Origin of the sequence: uncultured Eudoraea sp. (assembly GCF_947258525.1) — a bacterium.
Taxonomy (GTDB): Bacteria; Bacteroidota; Bacteroidia; order Flavobacteriales; family Flavobacteriaceae; genus Eudoraea.
Window position 1 is genome coordinate 21,560 of sequence record NZ_CAMYIP010000060.1, and the last position, 21,369, is coordinate 42,928.

Consider the following 21,369-nt stretch of genomic DNA (forward strand, 5'->3'; position numbering starts at 1 on the left):
GAAAAGGACAATATCATTATAGAATTACCATATAGGATACAAGTAGTATTACAACTCTTAAGACATACTAATTAAAGAACCTACAATGGCAATTCTTTGGCTGGGTCCCAGAAGTATTTTTCAAAATTTACAATTTGATTATCCCGTATTTCGAGGCCCTCATTTTCTAGCAATTGTTGCATTAAATTAGTGCCGTCAAAGTGATGTTTCCCGGTTAATAAACCCTTCCTGTTTACAACCCTGTGCGCGGGAACACCTTCAATTGCCCCTGCTCCATTCATGGCCCAGCCTACCATCCTCGCACTTCGTGCTGCTCCCAGGTACTTTGCAATAGCGCCATAAGAAGTAACTCTTCCAAAAGGAATCTGTTTAGAGACCTGGTAAACTTTTTGAAAGAAGTTTTTATTTTCCGGATTCATACTACTAATAAAATATTCTAAAAATGGTAATTACGAGTAAAACCATCATTAACGCGCTAAGAATATAATTCGAGTTTTTGGAAAATCGGTCAGTTCTAGCTTCTAATTTATAAAAATAAACAGTGTACAAATACAATACCGTAAAAGTGCCACTACCGGCAGCAACTATGAATGTAAGGATATCCCAAATTTCAAATTTAATCCAGCCCGATGCATTCCACATAGCATTGAGTCCGCTATAGTAAGGAATTGTAAGCAAATTAAGCATTGCAAGCAGCATTCCCTTAAAGTAACTATTCTTCTTGCTTACTTTTACTATTTTAATTTTTTTTGATTTTTCGCGCTTCGCTGAAACAAAAAAATAAAGGGCAAAAAATGCAAAAACCCCAAGTGCAATTTTAAGTAGTAAATCTATGACCTCTGGATGTCTGAATAAATATTTAGAGATCAAAACCGCGATGTAAGCCTGCATCATGATCATGCTGGAGACACCAAGACTAAACATTATGCCGTTCAGTTTTCCCTTTTTAACACTTGTTTGAGCGGCATTCATATTCAATAAACCGGGTGGAACGGTCGCCATAAACGCTGCTGAAAAGGTTACAAAAAAAAGTATGATTAGATGCGTCATTGGTCAACTGACAGTAAACTTTATATAAGTAATTGGTTTGGCTTTTTCAAGATACTGCTTTTCATAGAAAGTCTGTATATCCATCACTTCTTTTGGACTTCCTTCGTTTCTATATACATCATGATTTGCGTATAAAATTTCACAATCCAGGCCATGTAACAATCCTAAAGTATATCCATACATATATTCACTATCTGTTTTTAAGTTGATTATACCTTTATCTTTAAGTACAAACTTGTATTTATCCAAAAAAATCTTGTTGGTTAATCTGTGTTTAGTTCTTTTATACTTTATTTGTGGGTCTGGAAAAGTAATCCAGATTTCGTCTACCTCATTTTGAGCAAAAATTAAATCAATCAGTTCTATTTGAGTTCGTAAAAAGGCTACATTCTCCATATTCTCTTCAAGGGCAGTTTTAGCTCCTCTCCACAATCTGGCACCTTTAATATCCACACCAACATAATTTTTAGAAGTATTAAGTCTAGCAAGGCCAATAGTATATTCGCCTTTGCCACAACCCAGCTCCAAAACTATGGGGTTATCATTATTAAAAAAACTCCTCCATTTTCCTTTTAAAGCAAATTTACCCTCAATAACTTCATCCCTGGTCGGTTGAATAACATTGCTAAAAGAACTATTTTGCTCAAATCGTTTAAGCTTATTTTTACTTCCCAATATTTAAGGTGTATTATTACGTTTTAGCAAAACTAAGGAATTCTTTGAGGAGTAGATTTAGCCAGCCTGGGGCTCAGCCTTTTCCAGAGTAAATGAAAATTCAGATCCGACATCTACAACACTTTCAACATATATTTTTTCACCATGTGCCTCAATTATGTGTTTTACTATAGACAACCCCAGGCCGGAACCACCTTCTTTTCTGCTCCCACTCTTATCAACCCTGTAAAAACGCTCAAAAAGCCTTGGTAAATGTTCTTCCGGAATTCCTTCACCATTATCTGTGATTCTTACAATTACTTTATTTCTTATAAGATTCTCGACACTTACCTCGGTAGTACCATCATGATGACCATATTTTATAGAATTCACTATTAAATTAGACAGAACCTGTTGTATTTTATCTTTGTCTGCTCTCACATGGATTGGAGCTTCATAGTTCATATCAAAAGCCAGTGTTATATTTTTTTTGGCCGCTTTCATCTCCATAAGGTCAAAAACACTTTGAATGAGTTCAATAATATCAAAGTCAGTTAAATCCAAATTAAGGTCGCCAACTTCTAATTTTGTAATCAAATCAAGGTCCTTGATTATATAAATAAGTCTGTCTATGCCTTTTTGGGCGCGCTGTAAATATTTTTTCCTAACCGCTTTATCATTCATAGCACCATCGAGAAGTGTAAGAATATAGCCCTGTACAGTAAATAAAGGAGTTTTGAGTTCATGAGAAATATTACCTAAAAAATCCTTCCTATATTCCTCACGGATTTTTAAGGTATCTATTTCTATTTTTTTGTCCTTCGCAAATTTTTCTATTTCCTCCGTAAGAGTTTTCATATCTGTTGTAACAGGATCTGCAGCAAATGAGGATGACTCCAACAGAGAAACGTCATCATAGATTTTCTTAATCCGCCTGTAGATATATTTCTCTGCACGGACCTGAATGATACCAAAAGATACCGCAAAAATAAGTAGTGTTAAAAACAATAACATAAACCAGTTCTCCATCAACTGATTATTATAAAAAAGAAAAAGACTAAAAGATAATGCTAGAATAATAGTGATTAAAAGAGCGGAACGGAAAGCAAACTTGTATGACTTTTTTAACTTTTTAGCCATTATAAAACAAACTTATAGCCTACGCCCTTCACAGTTTTAAAATGGTTATCCCCAATTTTTTCGCGAAGTTTCCTAATATGTACATCTATTGTTCTGCCTCCTACCACGACTTCCTGTCCCCAGACTTTATCCAGTATAACTTCACGTTTAAAGACCTTGTCGGGTTTTGAGGCTAATAATGCCAATAGTTCAAATTCCTTCCTTGGTAGTATAATCTCTTCTCCCTTGTTAATTACCTTGTATTCTTCACGGTTAATTTCAATATTTCCAACCTTAAGTATATCATCACTAAGATTTTTCTCTTCACTTAAGCGTCTCAATAAAGCCTTAATCTTACTAACCAATAATTTTGGTTTTATCGGTTTTGTAATATAATCATCTGCGCCGGCATCAAAACCTGCAACTTGAGAATAGTCTTCACCTCTTGCAGTTAAAAAAGTAATTATAGTATTTTCTAATCCCTTTGTATTTCTAATTATTTCACAAGCTTCGATCCCATCCATTTCGGGCATCATGACATCCAAAATAATTAAATGTGGAATTTTCTTCTTTGCCTTTTCCACACCTTCAATGCCGTTCTTGGCCGTATATATCTGATATCCCTGAGCAGAAAGATTATATTTGAGAATCTCCAAAATATCAGGTTCATCATCTACTAATAAAATTTTAATGTCTTGCTTTTTCATGGTTTACCGTTTGATCTATCTGATCAAAAGTAAAGATAATACTAATAAGCTTTAGTTACTTAACATTGATTTAATGATGATAACATTAATATAACACCCAGGAGTATAATTTAAGGATAGTTATAGTTATAGTTACGTTCCGATTAAAGTGCTATTAATTATGCATTTCGTCGAATTTTAATCATTTAACAATTTCATGGAGTATGACGGAGAACTAAAATTTCTATATTTGTGATTATTAGTTTGTTGAATAACGTTAATGAAGCAACTCTACCCCGTCTTATTCTTTTTTTTTATTTCTTTCAGCTACGGCCAGGAAGCACGAAATTCTGGTGGTGAGATAGAGGGTTTTGAACTATATCCAAATCCGGTTACGACGGGTAAAGTTTATATACAAACAGCCCTGAATGCCCCGAAAAGAATACTAATCTTTGATGTTTTTGGAACTCAGAGACTTGAGACAACAATTCTGAGAAAGGAGCTAAATGTCTCCAATTTAGTTGCGGGGGTGTATGTACTACGCGTATATGAAAAAGACAGAGTGGCAACCAGGAAATTGATTATTAAATAGATTTTCTTCTCCAAAAAAAATAGAGATTAGCTTTCTCAAAAATAGATTTTTCATCGATGTAATGCAGATTTCATCGATGAACGTTATGGCTATAAAAGTTTACCTACAAATATTTAGTTTTCACAACAATTTCTGGTAGGATAATAGCTATTACTTTATATTTACTGTGTTGATCCCAAATCAATGTTGATGCAAAAAGCCTACTTATTCTTTTTATTGGTCTTTACTATAGTAGTTTCCGGACAGGAAGAACTTCCGCCTATTCAAGAAAAAGACCAGGAGACTTCGAATTTTACGCTTTATCCAAATCCTGCAATTGATGGTATTGTTTATATTAACACTTTAAATAATAAAAGTAAAGATATCACCGTTTACGACGTCTTTGGTAAAATAGTTCTCCAAGATCGAATTTCAACAAATATGCTAAATATAGGGAGGCTTACTCCCGGAGTTTATGTGATTCAAGTGATTGAGAATAGCAAAACAATGACTAGAAAACTAGTTGTAAAATAGCATCAAAAATATATCCATTGTTGTGCTCCCTTGAGGAGCTTTTTTTTTATTTTAACTATTTTTGTAGTCTTCGTGTCGATATGGATATCAATAAAATTTTTGAAATTAAAACTTCATCGGAATTTAACAAGATGGCGTTGGAAGTTTTTAATTTTCAATATGACAACAATACAACTTATCAGAAGTTTTGCAGCTATCTTGGCAAATCCAAATCGAATGTAACCGCGGTAGAAGAAATTCCCTATTTGCCCATTGAATTTTTCAAATCTAAACAAGTAATAACTACCAGCCAACCACCGAAGATTGTTTTTGAAAGCAGTGGAACCACAGGACAACTTGTAAGTAAACATTATGTGCTTAAACCTGAAATTTACGAAAAAAGCTATCTGAAAACCTTTGAGTATTTCTATGGGGACATTAAAGATTATTGCGTTTTGGCATTATTGCCTTCTTATATGGAACGCAAAGGTTCTTCTCTAATTTATATGGTAAATGATCTTATTGAAAAAAGTGCGAACCCTAAAAGTGGCTTTTATCTTGAGAACAAGGTTGAATTATTAAAAACTCTCCAAAACCTGGATGAATCTGGATTCAAAATTATTCTTATTGGTGTTTCCTATGCTCTTCTGGACATTGCAGAGAATCATTCAATGAATTTAAATAATACCATTATTATGGAAACCGGCGGTATGAAAGGAAGGAGAAAAGAATTGGTTCGTGATGAGCTGCATAGTATTCTTAAAAATAGTTTTGGACTTGAAGCCATTCACTCAGAATATGGAATGACTGAACTTCTTTCTCAAGCCTATTCAAAAGGTAACGGGATATTTAATTGTCCACCCTGGATGTCCGTCACCATACGTGAAACAGATGATCCATTGTCTACTGAACCTTATGGTAAAATTGGAGGAATAAATATCATAGACCTGGCAAATATTTATTCTTGTTCGTTCATTGCCACACAGGATCTGGGTAGGGTTTATAAAGATGGAAGCTTTGAAGTGCTAGGCAGGTTTGATCATTCAGACGTTCGTGGTTGCAATTTAATGGCGCTCTAATAGGAGACCAAATATGCTAAAAATCACCTCCCAATACTTTCAGGACTTTCTGTACCCATCCACTTATCCCAAAAGGTGAAGTATAGCCCAAAGTTATAATTGAACTTTCTGTGATGCTTATCATGATGAGTAGCTCCAATAATCCATTTACCAAACCATTTTCCATATTTACCGGATGGATATATTTCAACTCCGGCATGATTAATTGTTGCTGATATAGTCATAATTAGGAGAGTAAACAAAAAAGCATAAAAGTGCAATGGTATAAACATTACTATAAGTGGGAGTATAATGGCCTGCAGCACGGTTTCAAACGGATGAAATGAGAAGGCAGTAAATACAGAAGTATGTACACTTTTATGATGAATCTTATGAATGTACCTATAAACAGAAGGTTTGTGCATCCAACGGTGAATCCAATAATAATAAGTGTCCTGAATGAATAATGTTATGAAAACTCCAATTGGTAAATACCATATTGGATAAGCATTAATATCCAGATAGATAGCAGTGTATCCAATGGACCACAACAAATAAATGGATATAGCAAAAAATGCAAAAATCAACCCGCTTATTGCCGACCAATACAATTCCTTAAATAACTGCTTTTTCTTTAGAGGAGTATGATCTAAGATCCTTTTATCAAATATTTTTCGGAACAATATGAAAAACGTGTAGTGATATACTCCTGAAACTATCAAAAACCGAATGAATATGATAAGAAATAGGGTAAAAGTCAAAAGTAGTACCGCACTTAAGTCAAAAAAATCAATCTCATTCATTTATATTCCTAATTTATTACTTTAAAACAAGAATAAAATAATTCTTTTTGCCTCGCTGAAGTAAAACATATTTACCGTTTATCAAATCTGTTTCTGTGATCAGATAATCTTCTTTTACTTTTTCCTTATTAACAGATATAGAATTTTGTTTCAGTTCTCTCCGTGCTTCCCCATTAGAATTTAAAAATCCTGTTTTGGCCGCCAATGCACCAATCATGTCTAATCCGTTATCTATTTCCGATTTGGGAATCTCTGCTGTTGGAACACCCTCAAATACATCTAAAAAGGTATTCTCGTCTAAACCCTTAAGATCAGTAGAGGTTGATTTTCCAAAGAGAATAGTACTTGCAATCAGTGCTCTTTCAAATTCTTCCCGGGAATGAACCATAATGGAAATTTCTTGTGCTAGGCGTTTTTGTATTATTCTTAAATGAGGTGCTTTAAAATGTTCCCCAATTAAATCATCAATTTCATCTTTAGATAAGAAAGTAAAGATTTTAATATATTTTTCGGCATCTTCATCCGATGTATTCAGCCAATACTGGTAAAACTTATAAGGCGATGTTCTATGTGCGTCTAACCATATATTGCCACCTTCGGTCTTTCCAAATTTAGTTCCATCGGCCTTGGTAATAAGTGGGCAGGTAAGTGCATATCCCTTACCTCCTCCAATTCTGCGAATAAGCTCTGTCCCTGTGGTAATATTTCCCCACTGGTCACTCCCTCCCATCTGAAGTGTACAATTGTAATTTTGAAACAGATATAAAAAATCATACCCTTGGACTAGCTGATATGTAAATTCTGTGAAGGACATACCTTCCTTTTCTTCAGGTGACAGCCTTTTCCTGACAGATTCTTTCGCCATCATATAATTTACAGTAATGTGTTTCCCAACATCCCGAATAAAATCCAGGAATGTAAAGTCTTTCATCCAGTCATAATTGTTAACCAATACTGCTGAATTCTCTGCCTGACTATCAAAATCAAGAAAACGCGACAATTGCTCCTTTATCGATTCCTGATTCAATCGAAGCGTAGTTTCATCTAATAAATTCCGCTCTTCCGATTTTCCGGAAGGATCACCTATCATTCCTGTAGCTCCGCCAATTAGCGCATAAGGTTTATGCCCGGCGAGCTGAAGATGCCTAAGCATCATTACACTCACCAAATGGCCAATGTGCAGTGAATTAGCTGTTGGGTCTATCCCTACATAGGCAGATTGCATCCCGGTAAGTAAATGCTCTTCGGTTCCGGGCATTGCATCGTGTACCATTCCCCGCCATTTTAATTCCGAAACAAAGTTTGAAATCATTTTATAGTCTATTAAAATAGTTGCTGCAAATATAATAGAAATAGCCAGCAGCTTAACTTATTGAATAAATTTATCCAACCGAAATGAGTAATTTAGCACCATGATTTTAGTCACCGGAGGAACGGGTCTTGTAGGTTGCCATCTAATGTTTCATTTGCTCAAAGAAGGCACGTCTATTAAGGCTATTCATCGAAAAAATAGCAATATTCAGAGAGTTAAAGAGGTATTCTCATATTATGAAGAAAATCCCGAACGGCTATTTAACAAAATTCAATGGATAGAAGCTGATCTTAATGATATCCCGGCTCTTGAATTGGCTTTTGAAGATGTCACTTTGGTTTATCATTGTGCCGCATTTATTTCGTTTGATCCAAATGATTTCTATGATTTGCAAAAAATAAATAAAAGGGGGACTGAAAATATCGTAAACCTAAGTATTGCCAAGAAGATCAAAAAATTGTGCTATGTAAGTTCTATAGCAGCCATAGGAAAATCTACCAATGGCCAGCTTATCAATGAAGAAAATGAATGGAATGATGCTTTTGCAAATGTATATGCATCCTCAAAACATTTTGCCGAAATGGAAGTCTGGAGAGCCGCACAAGAAGGTCTCCCAATGGTAATTGTTAATCCCGGTATTATTCTTGGTCCGGGATATTGGAAAAGTGGTAGTGGGTTACTATTTAAAACAGTAGCCAGGGGTCTACGTTATTACTTCCCCGGCGGCACCGGATTTATTTCAGTGGGTGACGTAGTCAAAATAATGGTTCAACTTATGGATTCTCCTATCAAAAATGAGCGTTTTATTGCTGTGGCTGAAAATTTGTCTTATAAGAGTATTTTAGAGACTATCGCTAATGGTTTTAACAAGCCCTCACCAAAAATAAAGTTGAAATTCTGGCAATTGGAACTTTTCTGGAGAATAGACTGGATTTTAAAATTGTTTAGTTCCAAAAAAAGGAAATTAACAAAACAAGGATTGAAGTCTTTGCGCCACCCACAAGAATATGATAACTTAAAAGTACAGGAGGCACTTAACATTGAATATGAACCGATAAAAGAATGTGTTGCCCATGCATGTATAAAATACATGGAGGCCCATTAGTTCTGCCTCGCTTTAGTTAAACTGTCCTTTTTACGTTCTCCCGATTTGATAAAACGTTCTTTTTCTTTGACAATCCTGATTTCCAATTTCTTATAAATATCTTCATATTCTAAAGGCAAGGAGGCGTAATATAAATCACTCGTTACAAACTGAACACTATCAATTTTATATTTATTGTATATATATTCCATGGGCTCAAAATTCGCATTCTCCGTTACACTGGGACCCGAAGATTTAGCTGCATTTATGATGGCCAAATCATAAAGAATATCGATCATTTTCTCTTTAGGAATAAGATTGACAGGCTTTTCTATGACCTCCTCTCCGCATGAGAAAAGAATACTAATTGTTAGAATTAAAAAGAATATATTACGCATAACTATCTGTCAAAAGTAAGTCTTTTGGCATTTCTGAAACTTGAAAATTGCCCATTATTATACGCCAAATGTCCATTTACAAAAGTTTGTAAGACTTTTGTTCTGAATCTCGTGCCATCGAAGGGAGACCAGCCGCATTTATATAAAATATTATTCTTATCAACCGTCCATACTGAGTTCAAATCTACAATAGCCAAATCTGCATAATAACCTTCTCTGATAAAACCGCGTTTTGATATTTGAAATAGCTTAGCAGGGTTATGGCACATTTTTTCGACCACTTTCTCTATAGTAATAATTCCATCCAAAGTTTTTTCTAACATAGCAGTTAGTGCATGTTGTACAAGGGGACCACCAGAGGGTGCGTTCATATAAAAGTTTTGTTTTTCTTCCAAGGTATGAGGTGCGTGATCCGTTGCCACAATATCAATTCTGTCATCCAATAGAGCTTGCCATAATTGATCTCTGTCTTCAGAAGTTTTAACAGCAGGGTTCCATTTAATAAGCATTCCCTTTTCCGAATAATCCTTATCAGAAAACCAGAGATGATGAATACACACTTCTGCAGTAATCTTTTTTTGTTCTAATGGGATGTCATTCCTGAAAAGACCGGTTTCTCTGCCTGTAGAAACATGGAAAACGTGCAATCTGGCCCCGGTTTTCTCAGCCAGGGCAATCGCACGGGAGGAAGAAAGGTAACAAGCCTCTTCACTTCGAATTAAAGGATGATATTCCACAGGTATATCATCTCCATATTTTGCCCTGAATTTCTGCGTATTTTCTCTAATGGTTTTCTCATCTTCACAATGGGCAGAAATAACGAGTTCTGTATTCATAAATATTCGTTCCAGAACTTCCTCATTATCCACCAGCATATTTCCTGTAGAAGACCCCAGAAATAGCTTTATTCCTGAACAGGCATATTTGTCAAGCTTTTTTATTTCCTCAAGGTTGTCATTGGTCCCACCAAATAAGAAAGAATAATTAGCATATGACTTCTTTGAAGCCAATTCAAATTTTTGCTCTAATTTTTCTAATGTGGTCGTTTGGGGATTTGTATTAGGCTGTTCCATAAAGGAGGTTATTCCACCAGCAATCGCTGCCCTGCTCTCTGAAGCAATATCCCCCTTATGCGTTAGTCCGGGTTCCCTAAAATGTACCTGATCATCTATTATTCCCGGTAAAACAAAATTTCCGCCTGTGTCGAGAATTTCGGCCCCATCTGAAGAAAGATTACGGCCAATTTTTGTTATAATCTCATCTTGAATTAAAATATCTGACTCATATTTTAGCCCTTCATTTATGATTGCAGCATTTTTAATGAGTGTTTTACTCATATCTTAAACTTTAGTAAATAAACTTCTAAATTTCATGGTGATAACTCCAAATATTGCTTCCCACATAATTGAAGTACTCATTTTGGATTTTCCTTTTTCCCGATCTGTAAAAATAATAGAAACTTCTTCAATTTTGAATTTTTTCAGGTATGCTCTAAATTTCATTTCGATCTGAAAAGCGTATCCCACAAATTTTATTGTATCCAGGTTTATTGCCTCTAAAACGTTCCTCTTATAGCAGACAAAGCCTGCTGTAGGGTCATGAATTCCCATTCCGGTAATTAATTTTACATAAAAAGAAGCTCCATAGGACAACAAAACTCTATAAAGTGGCCAATTAACTACATTTACACCTTTCTTGTAGCGAGATCCTATTGCCAAATCTGCACCATTCTTGCAAGCTCTGTATAATCTTTGAAGGTCAGAAGGTCTGTGTGAAAAATCGGCATCCATTTCAAAAATGTATTCGTATTTTCTTGCCAATGCCCATTTAAATCCATGAATATAGGCTGTTCCTAAACCAGATTTCTCTTTTCTTACTTCCAGAAACAACCGCTCGGGATATTTCTCTTGCAATTCAATGACCTTGGTGGCAGTGCCATCCGGAGAATTATCATCAACTATTAGGATATCAAAATCCTTTTTAAGATGAAAAACCTCATCTATGATAGCCTCAATATTTTCAATTTCATTAAACGTTGGAATAATTACTAAACTATCTGACATTTGGTTTATGGCTATTTTAACAAAAATACTACTTTAAAAGGTCTGGCAGAAAATACGAAAGCCATTTTATCGTTTCTTTAATGGAATTAATTAGTGCTATTATTTGTAATTTTGAACTGAATCGGCAACCGGAATGAGACTTAAACTACCCAGAATTTTCCTTTACTTACTAGCATTAATTTTTATACTAAATATATTACAAGCTCATTTTACTGAGCTGATATTTGACGAAGCTTACTATTGGTATTATGCACAAAATATGGCATGGGGATACTTTGATCATCCGCCAATGGTTGCTCTGATTATAAAGATAAGCAGTCTTTTTTTTGGAGGAGAGCTAGGGGTTAGATTTATAAGCACTGTGCTTTCTGCCGGCACTTATTTAATTCTTTGGTTTCTATTTGATAATCAAACCAAGAATAAATACGTACTCCAATATTTTGTATTGGTCTTCTCAATGACCCTTGTACATGCCTATGGATTCCTAACACTTCCCGATACCCCATTACTTTTCTTCACTGCATTATTTTTATTGATATATAAGAAATTTTTGAAGTCGCCTTCGGTTGAATTATCACTTATTTTGGGATTTGTAATGGCTGCTTTAATGTACAGTAAGTACCATGCTTTCCTGGTTATATTGTTTGTGTTGCTATCTAATCTGCGCCTTGTCTTTAACAAATATGCCTGGCTTTCTGTACTAATTTCATTGATATGTTATACTCCCCATTTTCTATGGTTATTCAATAATGACTTTATTACCATAAAGTACCATTTGTTTGAAAGGCCAAACAGGGCTTACGAATTTGGAGATTTTACAGTGGGCTTTTTTGTTAACCTTATTGTGATATTCGGACTAACATTTCCATGGATATACAGAGCCTTGTTAAAAACAAAAACAACTGACAAATTCACCAAAGCGATACTGTTTTTAATCTATGGAATAATTGCATTCTTTTTCATTTCCAGTTTTAACAGACGTATACAAACGCAATGGTTAATTGTTATTTGTATCCCCATGATTGTAGTGGTATACAATAAAATGCTCGAGGATAAGACTACCCGAAAATGGATCCATATTCTGGGAATAACAAACATAGGAATATTATTGTTCCTTAGAATAGGCTTAATATATCCCCCCCTATTTCCCATTGTTTACGAATCACACGGAAATAAAGATTGGGTGAACAAAATTAGTTCGCAAGTGGGATCCATTCCTGTAATATTTGAAAATTCCTATACCAAGGCACCAATGTATTCTTTCTATTCAGGTAATACATCCTATTCTCTTAACAATATAACATACAGGCCAAACCAGTTTACTATAGACAACTCTGAAAACGTCGTTCAAGGACAAAAGATAGTTTATATTTCGAAATTTATGGATGAAGGAGATATCTCCTATCATGATGCAAAAGGAGTTAAACATTATGGCATCTACATAGATAATTTTGAATCCTTTAGAAAGTTGAGAACCATTATTAACGAGCCTGTTGAATTAGTGGAAAATAAATATGTAAACTTTCAAATATACAATCCATATAAAATGGATATAGAAATATCAAAATTAGAATTTGGGGTGGTATTCCTTAACAAATACAAAAACTTCAGAGAGGTTATAAAATCTCAAGCCAGTCCATTGCAAGAAGGAATGTGTTTGCTCAAATCTAAAGATACAACCAGCTTTAAAATTTTTATGCCGGAACCAAAAATCAATGACGCGCACTTTTTTAAAATTAGCATTTCTGAAAACGGACTTTTTTGGGGTATAAACGGGGAAAATGTTAAATTGCCATAATGGAGCCTGTTCAAAGAGTAATAAATAATATAGATTGGATAACGGTCATTATCTTTTCGAGCGTTCTATGTATAGTTATTGCGAAGAATCTATTTTATAATAGATTTTTGAATTTCATGATACTGCCTTTTAATAACAAGTACATTTTTATGTACAATAAAAAGGACAAACTGATAAATTGGTTCAATATCTTTTTTACAATATTCCAGCTTCTAAATTTTTCACTTTTTATCTATTTGGCATCAAATATTTTGTCTAATTCAGAAAATGACCATTATCCAATGGTTTTTTTAATTATTCTGGGATTTCTGTTAATATTTTTATTTGGAAAAATATTTCTTCAAATCGGGAGTGGTTTTGTCTTTAACAATAATAAGATAATATCCGAATTCATTTTTAAGAAGCTTTCCTACCTTAACTTCAGTAGTATCATAATGTTAGCAGCCAATATTATCCTTACTTATGTATTGAATGATTCTAAAATTGTTGTATTTGGCAGTATTTTTCTTATCGTGGTTGTTAATGTTATTGGTTGGATAACGATTATAAAAAACTATCAAAAAATAATCTCAAGCTACTTTTTCTATTTTATTTTGTACCTTTGCGCACTCGAAATTGCACCCTTTGTAATCATTGTGAATTATCTAAAAGACCAAGGTATATGAAGATAAAAACGATTTTGGTGTCACAGCCAGAACCAAAAATGGAAAATTCTCCATACCTAAGGCTAATTGAAAAGGAGAAAGTGAAGGTAGACTTTAGGCCATTCATACATGTTGAAGGGGTAGATGCCAAAAACGTAAGACAGCAAAAGATTGATCTTAAAGATTATACGGCAATAATCCTAACAAGCAGAAATTCAGTAGATCATTTTTTTAGAATAGCTGAAGAAATGCGTTTTAAGGTACCAGATACCATGAAATACTTCTGCCAATCTGAGGCAGTGGCGTACTATCTTCAGAAATATGTTGTCTACAGGAAACGAAAAATTTATGTGGGCAAAAGAAATTTTAGTGAATTACTTCACTTATTTAAAAAATATAAGGAGGAATCCTTTTTACTGCCGTCTTCAGATGTATTAAAACCCAGTATCCCTAATTCTTTAAATGAATTGGAAATTAATTGGAATCGTGGCATTTTCTATAAAACGGTTATAAGTGATCTATCAGATTTAAGAAATGTCTATTACGATGTCCTGGTGTTTTTTAGCCCTTCGGGAATAGAATCATTGCTTAAAAATTTTCCTGACTTTGAGCAAAATGATACAAGAATTGCGGTCTTCGGGAATTCTACTGTCGTCGCGGCAACTGATGCAGGCCTTAGGATTGACATAAAAGCTCCGACCCCGGAAACTCCGTCAATGACGATGGCTTTACAGAAGTATATTACCAGCGTAAACAAAAAATAATTACTAATCAACCAAACATTAACCGGGAATTCCTTCATTTTCCTGCTCAATACTTATGCATATTACGCCGGATGTAAGGGCAAAGAGGCTCCGATACAAGCTGTAAGTGAAGGCATGGGGCCCTTAATACCATATATTTCGTGCACTTGTAGCTAAAAACGTGATTAGTTCTGAATCAATGATTAATTGCTTGTCATTTGATCATTTGAATTTTCTATATGCCTGAAATCCCAAGAGCAACCAACCAATAATCAAAAGAAGTCCCCCAATTGGTGTAATTATTCCAATTGTGTTAAAATCAAATCCGGTAAGGTCATTTGTGGCTAACAAGTAAATTGAAAATGAGAAAAAAACAATCCCGGCAACAATGAAATAATAAACCAGTTTCTTCTGTTCTGCTGGAATACTTTTCACACTTCCAACAACGAGTAACAGTAAGGCATGATACATTTGATAAGTAACACCTGTTTTAAAAGTTTCTTGCGCACTTGCAGGTACTAGTTTCTCCAGACCATGAGCCCCAAAGGCACCGAGAATTACAGCCAGTACCGCAAAGAAAACCCCAGTACAGAAAATTGTTTTGTTCATAACTTAAATGACCCTATTTCTTACAAATGTAGCAATTTGATACCTTAGTCTTCGCAATACTTCGAATAGAAAATAAATTAAATGTTACGAAAAATACTAGTCATTGGAGCGGGTAAATCAACCTCCTATTTATTAGATTACTTTCTGGAAAAAGCAGATTCAGAGAATCTACATTTAACTATTGGGGATCTGAACCCCAAGATAGTTTCTGATGAAATAAAAACCCATCCCTCATGTGAAGTAATTGAGTTGGATATTTTTAAGGATGATGAAAGAGAAATGGCCATTAAAAGCTCTGACATTGTAATTTCAATGCTCCCGGCACGCTTTCACATGAAAGTTGCTGAAGATTGTATTAAATTAAAAAAACATTTGGTTACTGCCTCTTATATTAGTGATGAAATTAAAGCCCTAGACGCTTCTGCTAAAGACAATGGCTTGGTATTTATGAACGAAATAGGTTTAGATCCCGGTATAGATCATATGAGCGCCATGCAACTTATAAATAGAATAAGGGATAAGGGAGGTAAAATGTTATTGTTTGAATCATTTACGGGCGGCCTGGTGGCTCCGGAAAGCGACACGAATCTATGGAATTACAAATTTACATGGAATCCCAGAAATGTTGTTATTGCCGGCCAAGGAGGGGCAGCCAAATTTATACAGGAAGGTACGTACAAATATATTCCTTATCATAAACTATTCAGGCGCACCGAATTCATGAAGATAGAAGGTTATGGGACGTTCGAAGCATATGCTAACAGAGATTCTTTGAAATACAGGGAAGCATATGGCTTGGAGAATGCACTTACGCTCTACAGAGGTACAATGAGGCGTGTTGGTTTCTCAAAAGCCTGGAACATGTTCGTTCAACTGGGAATGACAGATGATAGTTATACTATAGAAAATTCCGATGGAATGTCCTACAGGGAATTTACTAATCTTTTTTTGCCCTATTCTCCAACGGACTCGGTTGAACTCAAACTAAGGCATTATCTTAAAATAGATCAGGATGATATTATGTGGGAAAAACTGCTGGAATTAAACCTTTTCGATTCACATAAAACTATTCATATAAAAAATGCCACTCCAGCCAAGATGCTGCAAAAAATATTGGAAGACAGTTGGACCATGGCATATGACGATAAAGATATGATCGTAATGTATCACAAATTCGGATATGAATTAGATGGAAAAAAACAACAGCTTGATGCCAATATGGTAGTAATTGGTGAAAATCATACACATACAGCAATGGCCAAAACTGTTGGTTTACCCGTGGCCATTGCCACCTTGCTAATACTAAATAAAAAAATTGCAACTCCGGGTGTGCAAATTCCGATTTTAAAAGAAGTTTATGAGCCTATCTTAAAAGAGCTGGCAACCCATGGAGTAGTCTTTAAGGAGTATAAAAAAACCTATTTAGGTTATAATCCTGATTCTGTGGCAGGTTAATATTTGAAACTAATTTTGGTATCTTTAGATATAAAATGCAAGCCAGTTCATGAAACCGGGTAATGAAAATATAAAAATTGATGGGATTGATAAAAAAATCCTAAGATTCCTTATGCAAGATGCCAGAAAGCCAATATTGGAAATTGCCAGAAATATTGGAATCTCCGGAGCTGCAATTCACCAAAGACTGCGAAAACTGGAAAAGTCTGGTCTGATAGCCGGATCTAAATTTATTGTAAACCCAAAAGTTTTGGGATATACTACCATGGCATATATTGGTATTTTTCTGGATAAGGCAATGAGTAACCCCATTGCCGTTAAACAATTGGAAAAAATACCTGAAGTCCTGGAATGTCATTATACTACAGGTAATTGGTCGATCCTTGTTAAAGTCCTATGCAAAGACAATGAACATCTTATGCATTTGTTAAACAAAAAAATTCAGCAGATTGAGGGTGTGTCCAGAACAGAGACCTTTATATCATTGGATCAACAAATTGATCGTCAAATTACCATTTAAAAATATAAAGAAGATTGGTATAATAAACTAATCTCTTCCTCCGAATACTTTAAATCCCCAGTATACTAAGGATGCCAGAGATCCAATTGCAGCTACAACATATGTTCTTGCAGCCCATTTTAAGGAATCCTCAGAACCCTTGTATTCTTCCTGTGAAACAATATTCTTCCTTTTTAACCAGGCCAACGCCCTGTTGCTCGCATCGTATTCAACTGGGAGTGTAATAAAACTAAATAGGGTAGCAAACCCCATCATGATAAGTCCTGCCACAGCAATATAAAAACCAAATTGGCCTCCTTGTCCCTCTGATGAAGCTGCCAGTATAAGCCCTCCAAAGACTACCCAAGTAGACATCCCCGAAGTAACACTAACTACCGGAACTAATTTAGAACGTATTGAAAGCCATTCATAAGCTTGTGCATGTTGAACTGCATGACCGCATTCATGAGCTGCAACAGCAGCTGCAGCTGCATTCCGCTGGTTATAAACCCCTTCACTTAGATTAACAGTCTTTGTTTTTGGATTATAATGATCCGTAAGCATTCCCGGCGTAGAAACTACTTTAACATCCCTTATGCCATGATCATTCAACATTTGTTCCGCAATTTCCGCACCGCTCATACCATTGCGCAAATGTACCTTGGAATAATAATTAAACTTCCTTTTCAGCTTGTTGCTTACCAACCAGCTCACCAGGGCAATAGCACCAAGTAATATATAATACATTGTCATAATTTCGTTTTTTGCTAATTTAAAAGTATATATTAAATAACAAAAACCCGGCCAATATTGAGCCGGGGTCTATTTACTGACAAAAAGTACATTTATACGGTTAGCTCATCCCAATTAAAAGCTTCCAAAATCTCCTTATAAACTACTTCCCCGTGTACAATATTCAGTCCTTTCTGCAAAGAAGCATCAACTTCACAAGCCATTTCCCAACCTAAATTTGCGAGTTTAAGGACGTATGGCAATGTCACATTTGTAAGCGCCATGGTAGAAGTATGAGGTACCGCCCCAGGCATATTTGCCACGGAATAATGCACCACATCATTAATTATATAAATGGGGTCTTCATGAGTAGTTGGTCTTGTTGTCTCCACACACCCGCCTTGATCTACCGCAACATCAACAATTACGGTTCCTTTGCGCATGTCTCTTAACATATCCCTCGTAATGAGTTTAGGTGCCTTTGAGCCTTTTAAGAGTACCCCACCAATAATGAGATCATGAGTTTCTATATGTTTTCTTATATTGAATTCATTAGAAAACTCCGTTACGACATGGCTGGGCATTACATCATTTATATATCGAAGCCTCTTCATATTCACATCTAAAATTGTAACATGGGCGCCAAGGCCGGCTGCCATTTTTGCAGCCTGTGTACCGACAACCCCTGCACCTAATACCAAAACTCTTCCCGGGGCAACCCCGGGAACACCTCCTAACAATACTCCTCTTCCTTTTACAGGTTTTTCAAGATATTTTGCGCCTTGCTGTATGGCCATCCTACCTGCAACCTCAGACATTGGGGTCAATAAAGGCAGTGTTCCATCCTCATCCTCTACAGTTTCGTAGGCAATACAAACTGCTTTGCTATCTATCATGGCCATAGTTAAGGATTCACTGGAAGCGAAATGAAAATATGTAAATACCAGTTGTCCTTTTTGGATATAATCGTATTCCTCTTCTATGGGTTCCTTCACTTTAACAATCATTTCGGCCATTGCATAAACCTGCCCAATAGTATCTAATATCATCGCTCCGGCTTGCTTATAGTCCTCATCAAAAAATCCGCTTCCTTCACCCGCACCGGACTGAATGTAGACCGTATGATCGTTTTTAACTAGCTCAAATACCCCAGCAGGAGTCATTCCTACCCTGCTTTCGTTATTCTTGATTTCTTTAGGCACCCCTATAATCATTTTGTTAGATTTTTATGTTCATTTCAAAAATGTAACAATATTTATAGATAATGAAATAAAATCGACAAAATGTAGGGTAAATACTCTATTTATAACATTTTTTCCAACTTTACCCCCTAAATATTGAGGGTGTCATTAAATATTTTTTAATTTTTTAGTATTATTTACTCGTTTAATAGGGGGGGGTAAGTGGTATAAATAGTATATTTTGACCATTACTATATTCACAAAGAGTAAAAATGCTTACCAGAGTACATATCTGAATAGGCCAATTGCTCTAATTAGAAGGCTTTTTTTTGACTAGTGATAGTTAGATAGGGATTAACCTACGATGTTAACAATTTTGCCCGGTACCACAATTATTTTTTTTGGGATACGACCCTCAAGTTGCGCCTTTGTTTTTTCATGATTCATAACAGCAGATTCTATTTCTTCTTTTCCCATATCCAAAGGAAGCTCCATCGTAAAACGCATTTTACCATTAAATGAAATGGGATATTCCTTACTGTTTTCAATAAGGTGATCTGGCTCAAATCTTGGAAATGGCTCCGTTGAAATAGATTCTTTATGACCTAGTTTTTCCCAAAGTTCTTCAGCAATATGCGGGGCATATGGAGAGACCAAAATTGCAAGTGGTTCTAAAATAGCCATGCTAGTGCACTTTTGAGCAGAAAGTTCATTTACACAAATCATAAAGGTTGCTACTGAAGTATTGAATGAGAAATGCTCTATATCCTCTTGCACTTTCTTTATTGTTTTATGAAGTGATTTGAGTGCATCTTTAGACGGTAATTCTTCAGAAACCAGAAAGCTCCCCGCCGGGCCAGAATGATAAAGTCGCCATAACTTTTTTAGAAAAGCATATACTCCTGAGATACCGGCAGTATTCCAAGGTTTGGCCTGTTCAAGTGGCCCAAGGAACATCTCATACATACGCAGCGAATCTGCCCCGAATTCTTCACATATTTCATCCGGGTTTACTACATTGTATTTAGATTTGGACATTTTTTCAACCTCTCGTCCTACTATATACTTTCCATTCTCTAATACAAATTCGGCGTCCTTAAACTCAGGTCTCCATTTTTTAAATTCCCCAATATCCAATTCATCGGAAGAATTAACCAAAGAGACATCAGCATGCAAAGGAGTAACTTCAAAATCTTTGATTAACCCTGCGGAAATCAACTTATTTGTACCTTCTTCTCTATAAACAAAAGCACTTGTTCCAAGGATCATCCCCTGATTTATCAATTTTCTGGCATATTCTTCATGTGGCACCATTCCCTTATCAAACATGAATTTTTGCCAAAAACGAGAGTATAACAAATGTCCTGTGGCATGTTCAACACCACCGATATAGAGATCTACTTGTTGCCAGTAGTTGATTGCTTCCTCAGAGAAAATTGCCTTATTGTTGTCCGGATCCATATACCGGTTAAAATATTGGGAGCTGCCTGCCCATCCGGGCATCGTATTAAGTTCTAATGGAAAAACAGTCTTGTTATCTATTAAATTATTGTCTACAACTTTACATTTTTCTATATCCCAGGACCAAATTGAAGCATTCCCTAAAGGCGGTTCTCCGGTATCTGTAGGTAAATATTTTTCTACTTCGGGCAATGTCAATGGTAAATTGTCTGCACTGATCATTCTAGGCATTCCATCCACATAATAAACCGGAAAAGGTTCTCCCCAATAACGTTGGCGACTAAAAACAGCATCTCTAAGGCGGAAATTAACTTTCCCTTGCCCTTTGCCAATTTTTTCTAGTTCAGAAATTACTTTTTTGGTAGCTTCCTTAAAGTCTAATCCGTTTAAAAATCCGGAATTAGTAATTATGGTCAATTCTTTATTTGTAAAGGCCTCCTCGGAAATATCAATGCCTTCAAAAATATTTGGAATAGGAATTTTAAAATGTTTTGCAAAATCATAATCGCGCTGGTCTCCGCTGGGCACGGACATTACAGCTCCGGTACCATAACCCGCCAAAACGTAATCCCCAATCCAAATGGGTATTGATTCCCCGGTAAAAGGATGTTTAACAAATGCACCTGTAAAGACACCTGTTATGGTCTTTACATCGGCCAACCTATCACGTTCTGATCTTTTGGAAGTCATTTGAACGTAGGTTTCAACAGCCTCCTTTTGTTCTTGAGTGGTTATTTTTGATACCAATTCGTGCTCCGGAGCGAGAGTCATAAAACTTACCCCAAAAATAGTATCAGGTCTGGTAGTAAATACTTCAATAGGGTATGAGGTATTATTCTTTTCTGAAGGTATTGTATTAAATGTGACTGTAGCCCCCACCGATCTGCCAATCCAATTTGCCTGTGCGTCTTTAAGAGACTGAGGCCAATCTACTTT

General features: G+C 35.5%; 23 protein-coding genes. 9 read left to right on the forward strand and 14 right to left on the reverse strand.

All coding sequences use genetic code 11. The annotated features are described in order from the left end of the window. Positions 1 to 80: 80 nt before the first annotated feature. The 5 genes from Q0X89_RS04820 to Q0X89_RS04840 are packed head-to-tail and all read right to left on the reverse strand — an operon-like array spanning position 81 to position 3,530. A complete protein-coding gene (locus tag Q0X89_RS04820; protein ID WP_297691675.1) occupies positions 81 to 419 on the reverse strand; it encodes an MGMT family protein in 339 nt (112 codons plus the stop codon). A 4-nt stretch (positions 420 to 423) separates the two neighbouring features. Continuing rightward, positions 424 to 1,050, reverse strand: a complete 627-nt coding sequence (locus tag Q0X89_RS04825; protein ID WP_297691677.1) for a LysE family transporter — start codon at positions 1,048 to 1,050, stop codon at positions 424 to 426. A 3-nt stretch (positions 1,051 to 1,053) separates the two neighbouring features. Further along, positions 1,054 to 1,725, reverse strand: coding sequence for a tRNA (guanosine(46)-N7)-methyltransferase TrmB (trmB, locus tag Q0X89_RS04830; RefSeq protein WP_297691679.1), 672 nt, complete (start codon positions 1,723 to 1,725; stop codon positions 1,054 to 1,056). A gap of 57 nt (positions 1,726 to 1,782) precedes the next feature. Then, positions 1,783 to 2,844, reverse strand: a complete 1,062-nt coding sequence (locus Q0X89_RS04835; RefSeq protein WP_297691681.1) for an ATP-binding protein — start codon at positions 2,842 to 2,844, stop codon at positions 1,783 to 1,785. Continuing rightward, entirely contained in the window at positions 2,844 to 3,530 is a 687-nt protein-coding gene (locus tag Q0X89_RS04840; protein ID WP_297691683.1) for a response regulator transcription factor, read from the reverse strand. The genes Q0X89_RS04835 and Q0X89_RS04840 overlap by 1 nt, the downstream gene beginning before the upstream one ends. 259 nt (positions 3,531 to 3,789) lie before the next feature. On the opposite strand from Q0X89_RS04840, the gene Q0X89_RS04845 reads away from it, so the two are divergent. From Q0X89_RS04845 to Q0X89_RS04855, 3 genes are all read left to right on the forward strand, one after another. Continuing rightward, positions 3,790 to 4,101 carry a T9SS type A sorting domain-containing protein gene (locus Q0X89_RS04845; protein WP_297691686.1) on the forward strand — a complete coding sequence of 104 codons (312 nt, stop codon included), beginning with the start codon at positions 3,790 to 3,792 and terminating at the stop codon, positions 4,099 to 4,101. 189 nt (positions 4,102 to 4,290) lie between these two features. After that, on the forward strand, positions 4,291 to 4,614 hold the full coding sequence (locus tag Q0X89_RS04850) for a T9SS type A sorting domain-containing protein (RefSeq protein WP_297691688.1): 324 nt from the start codon (positions 4,291 to 4,293) through the stop codon (positions 4,612 to 4,614). A gap of 80 nt (positions 4,615 to 4,694) precedes the next feature. Then, positions 4,695 to 5,672, forward strand: a complete 978-nt coding sequence (locus Q0X89_RS04855; protein ID WP_297691690.1) for an acyl transferase — start codon at positions 4,695 to 4,697, stop codon at positions 5,670 to 5,672. 23 nt (positions 5,673 to 5,695) lie between these two features. Here the strand turns inward: Q0X89_RS04855 and Q0X89_RS04860 are convergent, their stop codons facing one another. Then, a complete protein-coding gene (locus Q0X89_RS04860) occupies positions 5,696 to 6,454 on the reverse strand; it encodes a sterol desaturase family protein (RefSeq protein WP_297691692.1) in 759 nt (252 codons plus the stop codon). A gap of 16 nt (positions 6,455 to 6,470) precedes the next feature. Then, positions 6,471 to 7,766 carry a tyrosine--tRNA ligase gene (tyrS, locus tag Q0X89_RS04865; protein ID WP_297691694.1) on the reverse strand — a complete coding sequence of 432 codons (1,296 nt, stop codon included), beginning with the start codon at positions 7,764 to 7,766 and terminating at the stop codon, positions 6,471 to 6,473. A gap of 100 nt (positions 7,767 to 7,866) precedes the next feature. Between tyrS and Q0X89_RS04870 the strand changes: the two genes are divergently transcribed. Next, positions 7,867 to 8,871, forward strand: a complete 1,005-nt coding sequence (locus tag Q0X89_RS04870) for an NAD-dependent epimerase/dehydratase family protein (protein WP_297691696.1) — start codon at positions 7,867 to 7,869, stop codon at positions 8,869 to 8,871. Here the strand turns inward: Q0X89_RS04870 and Q0X89_RS04875 are convergent. Genes Q0X89_RS04875 through Q0X89_RS04885 form a run of 3 tightly spaced genes read right to left on the reverse strand, consistent with a single transcriptional unit; the run spans position 8,868 to position 11,311 of the window. Continuing rightward, positions 8,868 to 9,248: a DUF4296 domain-containing protein gene (locus tag Q0X89_RS04875; RefSeq protein WP_297691698.1), complete on the reverse strand. Its 381-nt coding sequence runs from the start codon at positions 9,246 to 9,248 to the stop codon at positions 8,868 to 8,870. The two genes, Q0X89_RS04870 and Q0X89_RS04875, sit on opposite strands and share 4 nt — an antisense overlap. 2 nt (positions 9,249 to 9,250) lie before the next feature. Further along, entirely contained in the window at positions 9,251 to 10,585 is a 1,335-nt protein-coding gene (locus tag Q0X89_RS04880; RefSeq protein ID WP_297691700.1) for a dihydroorotase, read from the reverse strand. Between the two features lie 3 nt (positions 10,586 to 10,588). After that, on the reverse strand, positions 10,589 to 11,311 hold the full coding sequence (locus tag Q0X89_RS04885; protein WP_297691702.1) for a polyprenol monophosphomannose synthase: 723 nt from the start codon (positions 11,309 to 11,311) through the stop codon (positions 10,589 to 10,591). 133 nt (positions 11,312 to 11,444) lie between these two features. On the opposite strand from Q0X89_RS04885, the gene Q0X89_RS04890 reads away from it, so the two are divergent. The 3 genes from Q0X89_RS04890 to Q0X89_RS04900 are packed head-to-tail and all read left to right on the forward strand — an operon-like array spanning position 11,445 to position 14,517. After that, complete coding sequence (locus Q0X89_RS04890; protein ID WP_297691704.1) at positions 11,445 to 13,109, forward strand: glycosyltransferase family 39 protein; 1,665 nt, start codon at positions 11,445 to 11,447, stop codon at positions 13,107 to 13,109. Next, entirely contained in the window at positions 13,109 to 13,774 is a 666-nt protein-coding gene (locus Q0X89_RS04895; protein ID WP_297691706.1) for a DUF4271 domain-containing protein, read from the forward strand. Before Q0X89_RS04890 ends, Q0X89_RS04895 begins: the two co-directional genes overlap by 1 nt. After that, positions 13,771 to 14,517 carry a uroporphyrinogen-III synthase gene (locus tag Q0X89_RS04900; protein ID WP_297691709.1) on the forward strand — a complete coding sequence of 249 codons (747 nt, stop codon included), beginning with the start codon at positions 13,771 to 13,773 and terminating at the stop codon, positions 14,515 to 14,517. The genes Q0X89_RS04895 and Q0X89_RS04900 overlap by 4 nt, the downstream gene beginning before the upstream one ends. 201 nt (positions 14,518 to 14,718) lie before the next feature. On the opposite strand, the gene Q0X89_RS04905 is transcribed toward Q0X89_RS04900, so the two are convergent. Then, on the reverse strand, positions 14,719 to 15,105 hold the full coding sequence (locus Q0X89_RS04905; RefSeq protein ID WP_297691710.1) for a DUF423 domain-containing protein: 387 nt from the start codon (positions 15,103 to 15,105) through the stop codon (positions 14,719 to 14,721). Between the two features lie 81 nt (positions 15,106 to 15,186). Between Q0X89_RS04905 and Q0X89_RS04910 the strand changes: the two genes are divergently transcribed. Both Q0X89_RS04910 and Q0X89_RS04915 read left to right on the forward strand, forming a co-directional pair. Continuing rightward, positions 15,187 to 16,560, forward strand: coding sequence for a saccharopine dehydrogenase family protein (locus Q0X89_RS04910; RefSeq protein ID WP_297691712.1), 1,374 nt, complete (start codon positions 15,187 to 15,189; stop codon positions 16,558 to 16,560). Between the two features lie 49 nt (positions 16,561 to 16,609). Continuing rightward, positions 16,610 to 17,080: an Lrp/AsnC ligand binding domain-containing protein gene (locus tag Q0X89_RS04915; protein ID WP_297691714.1), complete on the forward strand. Its 471-nt coding sequence runs from the start codon at positions 16,610 to 16,612 to the stop codon at positions 17,078 to 17,080. Between the two features lie 27 nt (positions 17,081 to 17,107). On the opposite strand, the gene Q0X89_RS04920 is transcribed toward Q0X89_RS04915, so the two are convergent. From Q0X89_RS04920 to leuS, 3 genes are all read right to left on the reverse strand, one after another. Next, positions 17,108 to 17,812 carry a zinc metallopeptidase gene (locus Q0X89_RS04920; protein ID WP_297691716.1) on the reverse strand — a complete coding sequence of 235 codons (705 nt, stop codon included), beginning with the start codon at positions 17,810 to 17,812 and terminating at the stop codon, positions 17,108 to 17,110. A gap of 92 nt (positions 17,813 to 17,904) precedes the next feature. Next, positions 17,905 to 19,005, reverse strand: a complete 1,101-nt coding sequence (ald, locus tag Q0X89_RS04925) for an alanine dehydrogenase (protein WP_297691718.1) — start codon at positions 19,003 to 19,005, stop codon at positions 17,905 to 17,907. 321 nt (positions 19,006 to 19,326) lie between these two features. Continuing rightward, a partial coding sequence (gene leuS, locus Q0X89_RS04930) for a leucine--tRNA ligase (protein WP_297691720.1) occupies positions 19,327 to 21,369 on the reverse strand: 2,043 nt, incomplete at its 5' end.

Excerpts from the sequence above, each read along its gene's own strand:
- Q0X89_RS04900 (WP_297691709.1), top strand. The coding sequence starts at position 13,771 with ATGAAGATAAAAACGATTTTGGTGTCACAGCCAGAACCAAAAATGGAA.
- Q0X89_RS04845 (WP_297691686.1), top strand. The coding sequence starts at position 3,790 with ATGAAGCAACTCTACCCCGTCTTATTCTTTTTTTTTATTTCTTTCAGC.
- Q0X89_RS04905 (WP_297691710.1), bottom strand. The coding sequence starts at position 15,105 with ATGAACAAAACAATTTTCTGTACTGGGGTTTTCTTTGCGGTACTGGCT.
- tyrS (WP_297691694.1), bottom strand. The coding sequence starts at position 7,766 with ATGATTTCAAACTTTGTTTCGGAATTAAAATGGCGGGGAATGGTACAC.
- Q0X89_RS04885 (WP_297691702.1), bottom strand. The coding sequence starts at position 11,311 with ATGTCAGATAGTTTAGTAATTATTCCAACGTTTAATGAAATTGAAAAT.
- Q0X89_RS04870 (WP_297691696.1), top strand. The coding sequence starts at position 7,867 with ATGATTTTAGTCACCGGAGGAACGGGTCTTGTAGGTTGCCATCTAATG.
- Q0X89_RS04890 (WP_297691704.1), top strand. The coding sequence starts at position 11,445 with ATGAGACTTAAACTACCCAGAATTTTCCTTTACTTACTAGCATTAATT.
- Q0X89_RS04855 (WP_297691690.1), top strand. The coding sequence starts at position 4,695 with ATGGATATCAATAAAATTTTTGAAATTAAAACTTCATCGGAATTTAAC.
- Q0X89_RS04895 (WP_297691706.1), top strand. The coding sequence starts at position 13,109 with ATGGAGCCTGTTCAAAGAGTAATAAATAATATAGATTGGATAACGGTC.
- Q0X89_RS04825 (WP_297691677.1), bottom strand. The coding sequence starts at position 1,050 with ATGACGCATCTAATCATACTTTTTTTTGTAACCTTTTCAGCAGCGTTT.
- Q0X89_RS04875 (WP_297691698.1), bottom strand. The coding sequence starts at position 9,248 with ATGCGTAATATATTCTTTTTAATTCTAACAATTAGTATTCTTTTCTCA.
- Q0X89_RS04860 (WP_297691692.1), bottom strand. The coding sequence starts at position 6,454 with ATGAATGAGATTGATTTTTTTGACTTAAGTGCGGTACTACTTTTGACT.
- Q0X89_RS04880 (WP_297691700.1), bottom strand. The coding sequence starts at position 10,585 with ATGAGTAAAACACTCATTAAAAATGCTGCAATCATAAATGAAGGGCTA.
- Q0X89_RS04920 (WP_297691716.1), bottom strand. The coding sequence starts at position 17,812 with ATGACAATGTATTATATATTACTTGGTGCTATTGCCCTGGTGAGCTGG.
- Q0X89_RS04850 (WP_297691688.1), top strand. The coding sequence starts at position 4,291 with ATGCAAAAAGCCTACTTATTCTTTTTATTGGTCTTTACTATAGTAGTT.
- Q0X89_RS04835 (WP_297691681.1), bottom strand. The coding sequence starts at position 2,844 with ATGGCTAAAAAGTTAAAAAAGTCATACAAGTTTGCTTTCCGTTCCGCT.
- ald (WP_297691718.1), bottom strand. The coding sequence starts at position 19,005 with ATGATTATAGGGGTGCCTAAAGAAATCAAGAATAACGAAAGCAGGGTA.
- Q0X89_RS04840 (WP_297691683.1), bottom strand. The coding sequence starts at position 3,530 with ATGAAAAAGCAAGACATTAAAATTTTATTAGTAGATGATGAACCTGAT.
- Q0X89_RS04820 (WP_297691675.1), bottom strand. The coding sequence starts at position 419 with ATGAATCCGGAAAATAAAAACTTCTTTCAAAAAGTTTACCAGGTCTCT.
- Q0X89_RS04910 (WP_297691712.1), top strand. The coding sequence starts at position 15,187 with ATGTTACGAAAAATACTAGTCATTGGAGCGGGTAAATCAACCTCCTAT.
- Q0X89_RS04915 (WP_297691714.1), top strand. The coding sequence starts at position 16,610 with ATGAAACCGGGTAATGAAAATATAAAAATTGATGGGATTGATAAAAAA.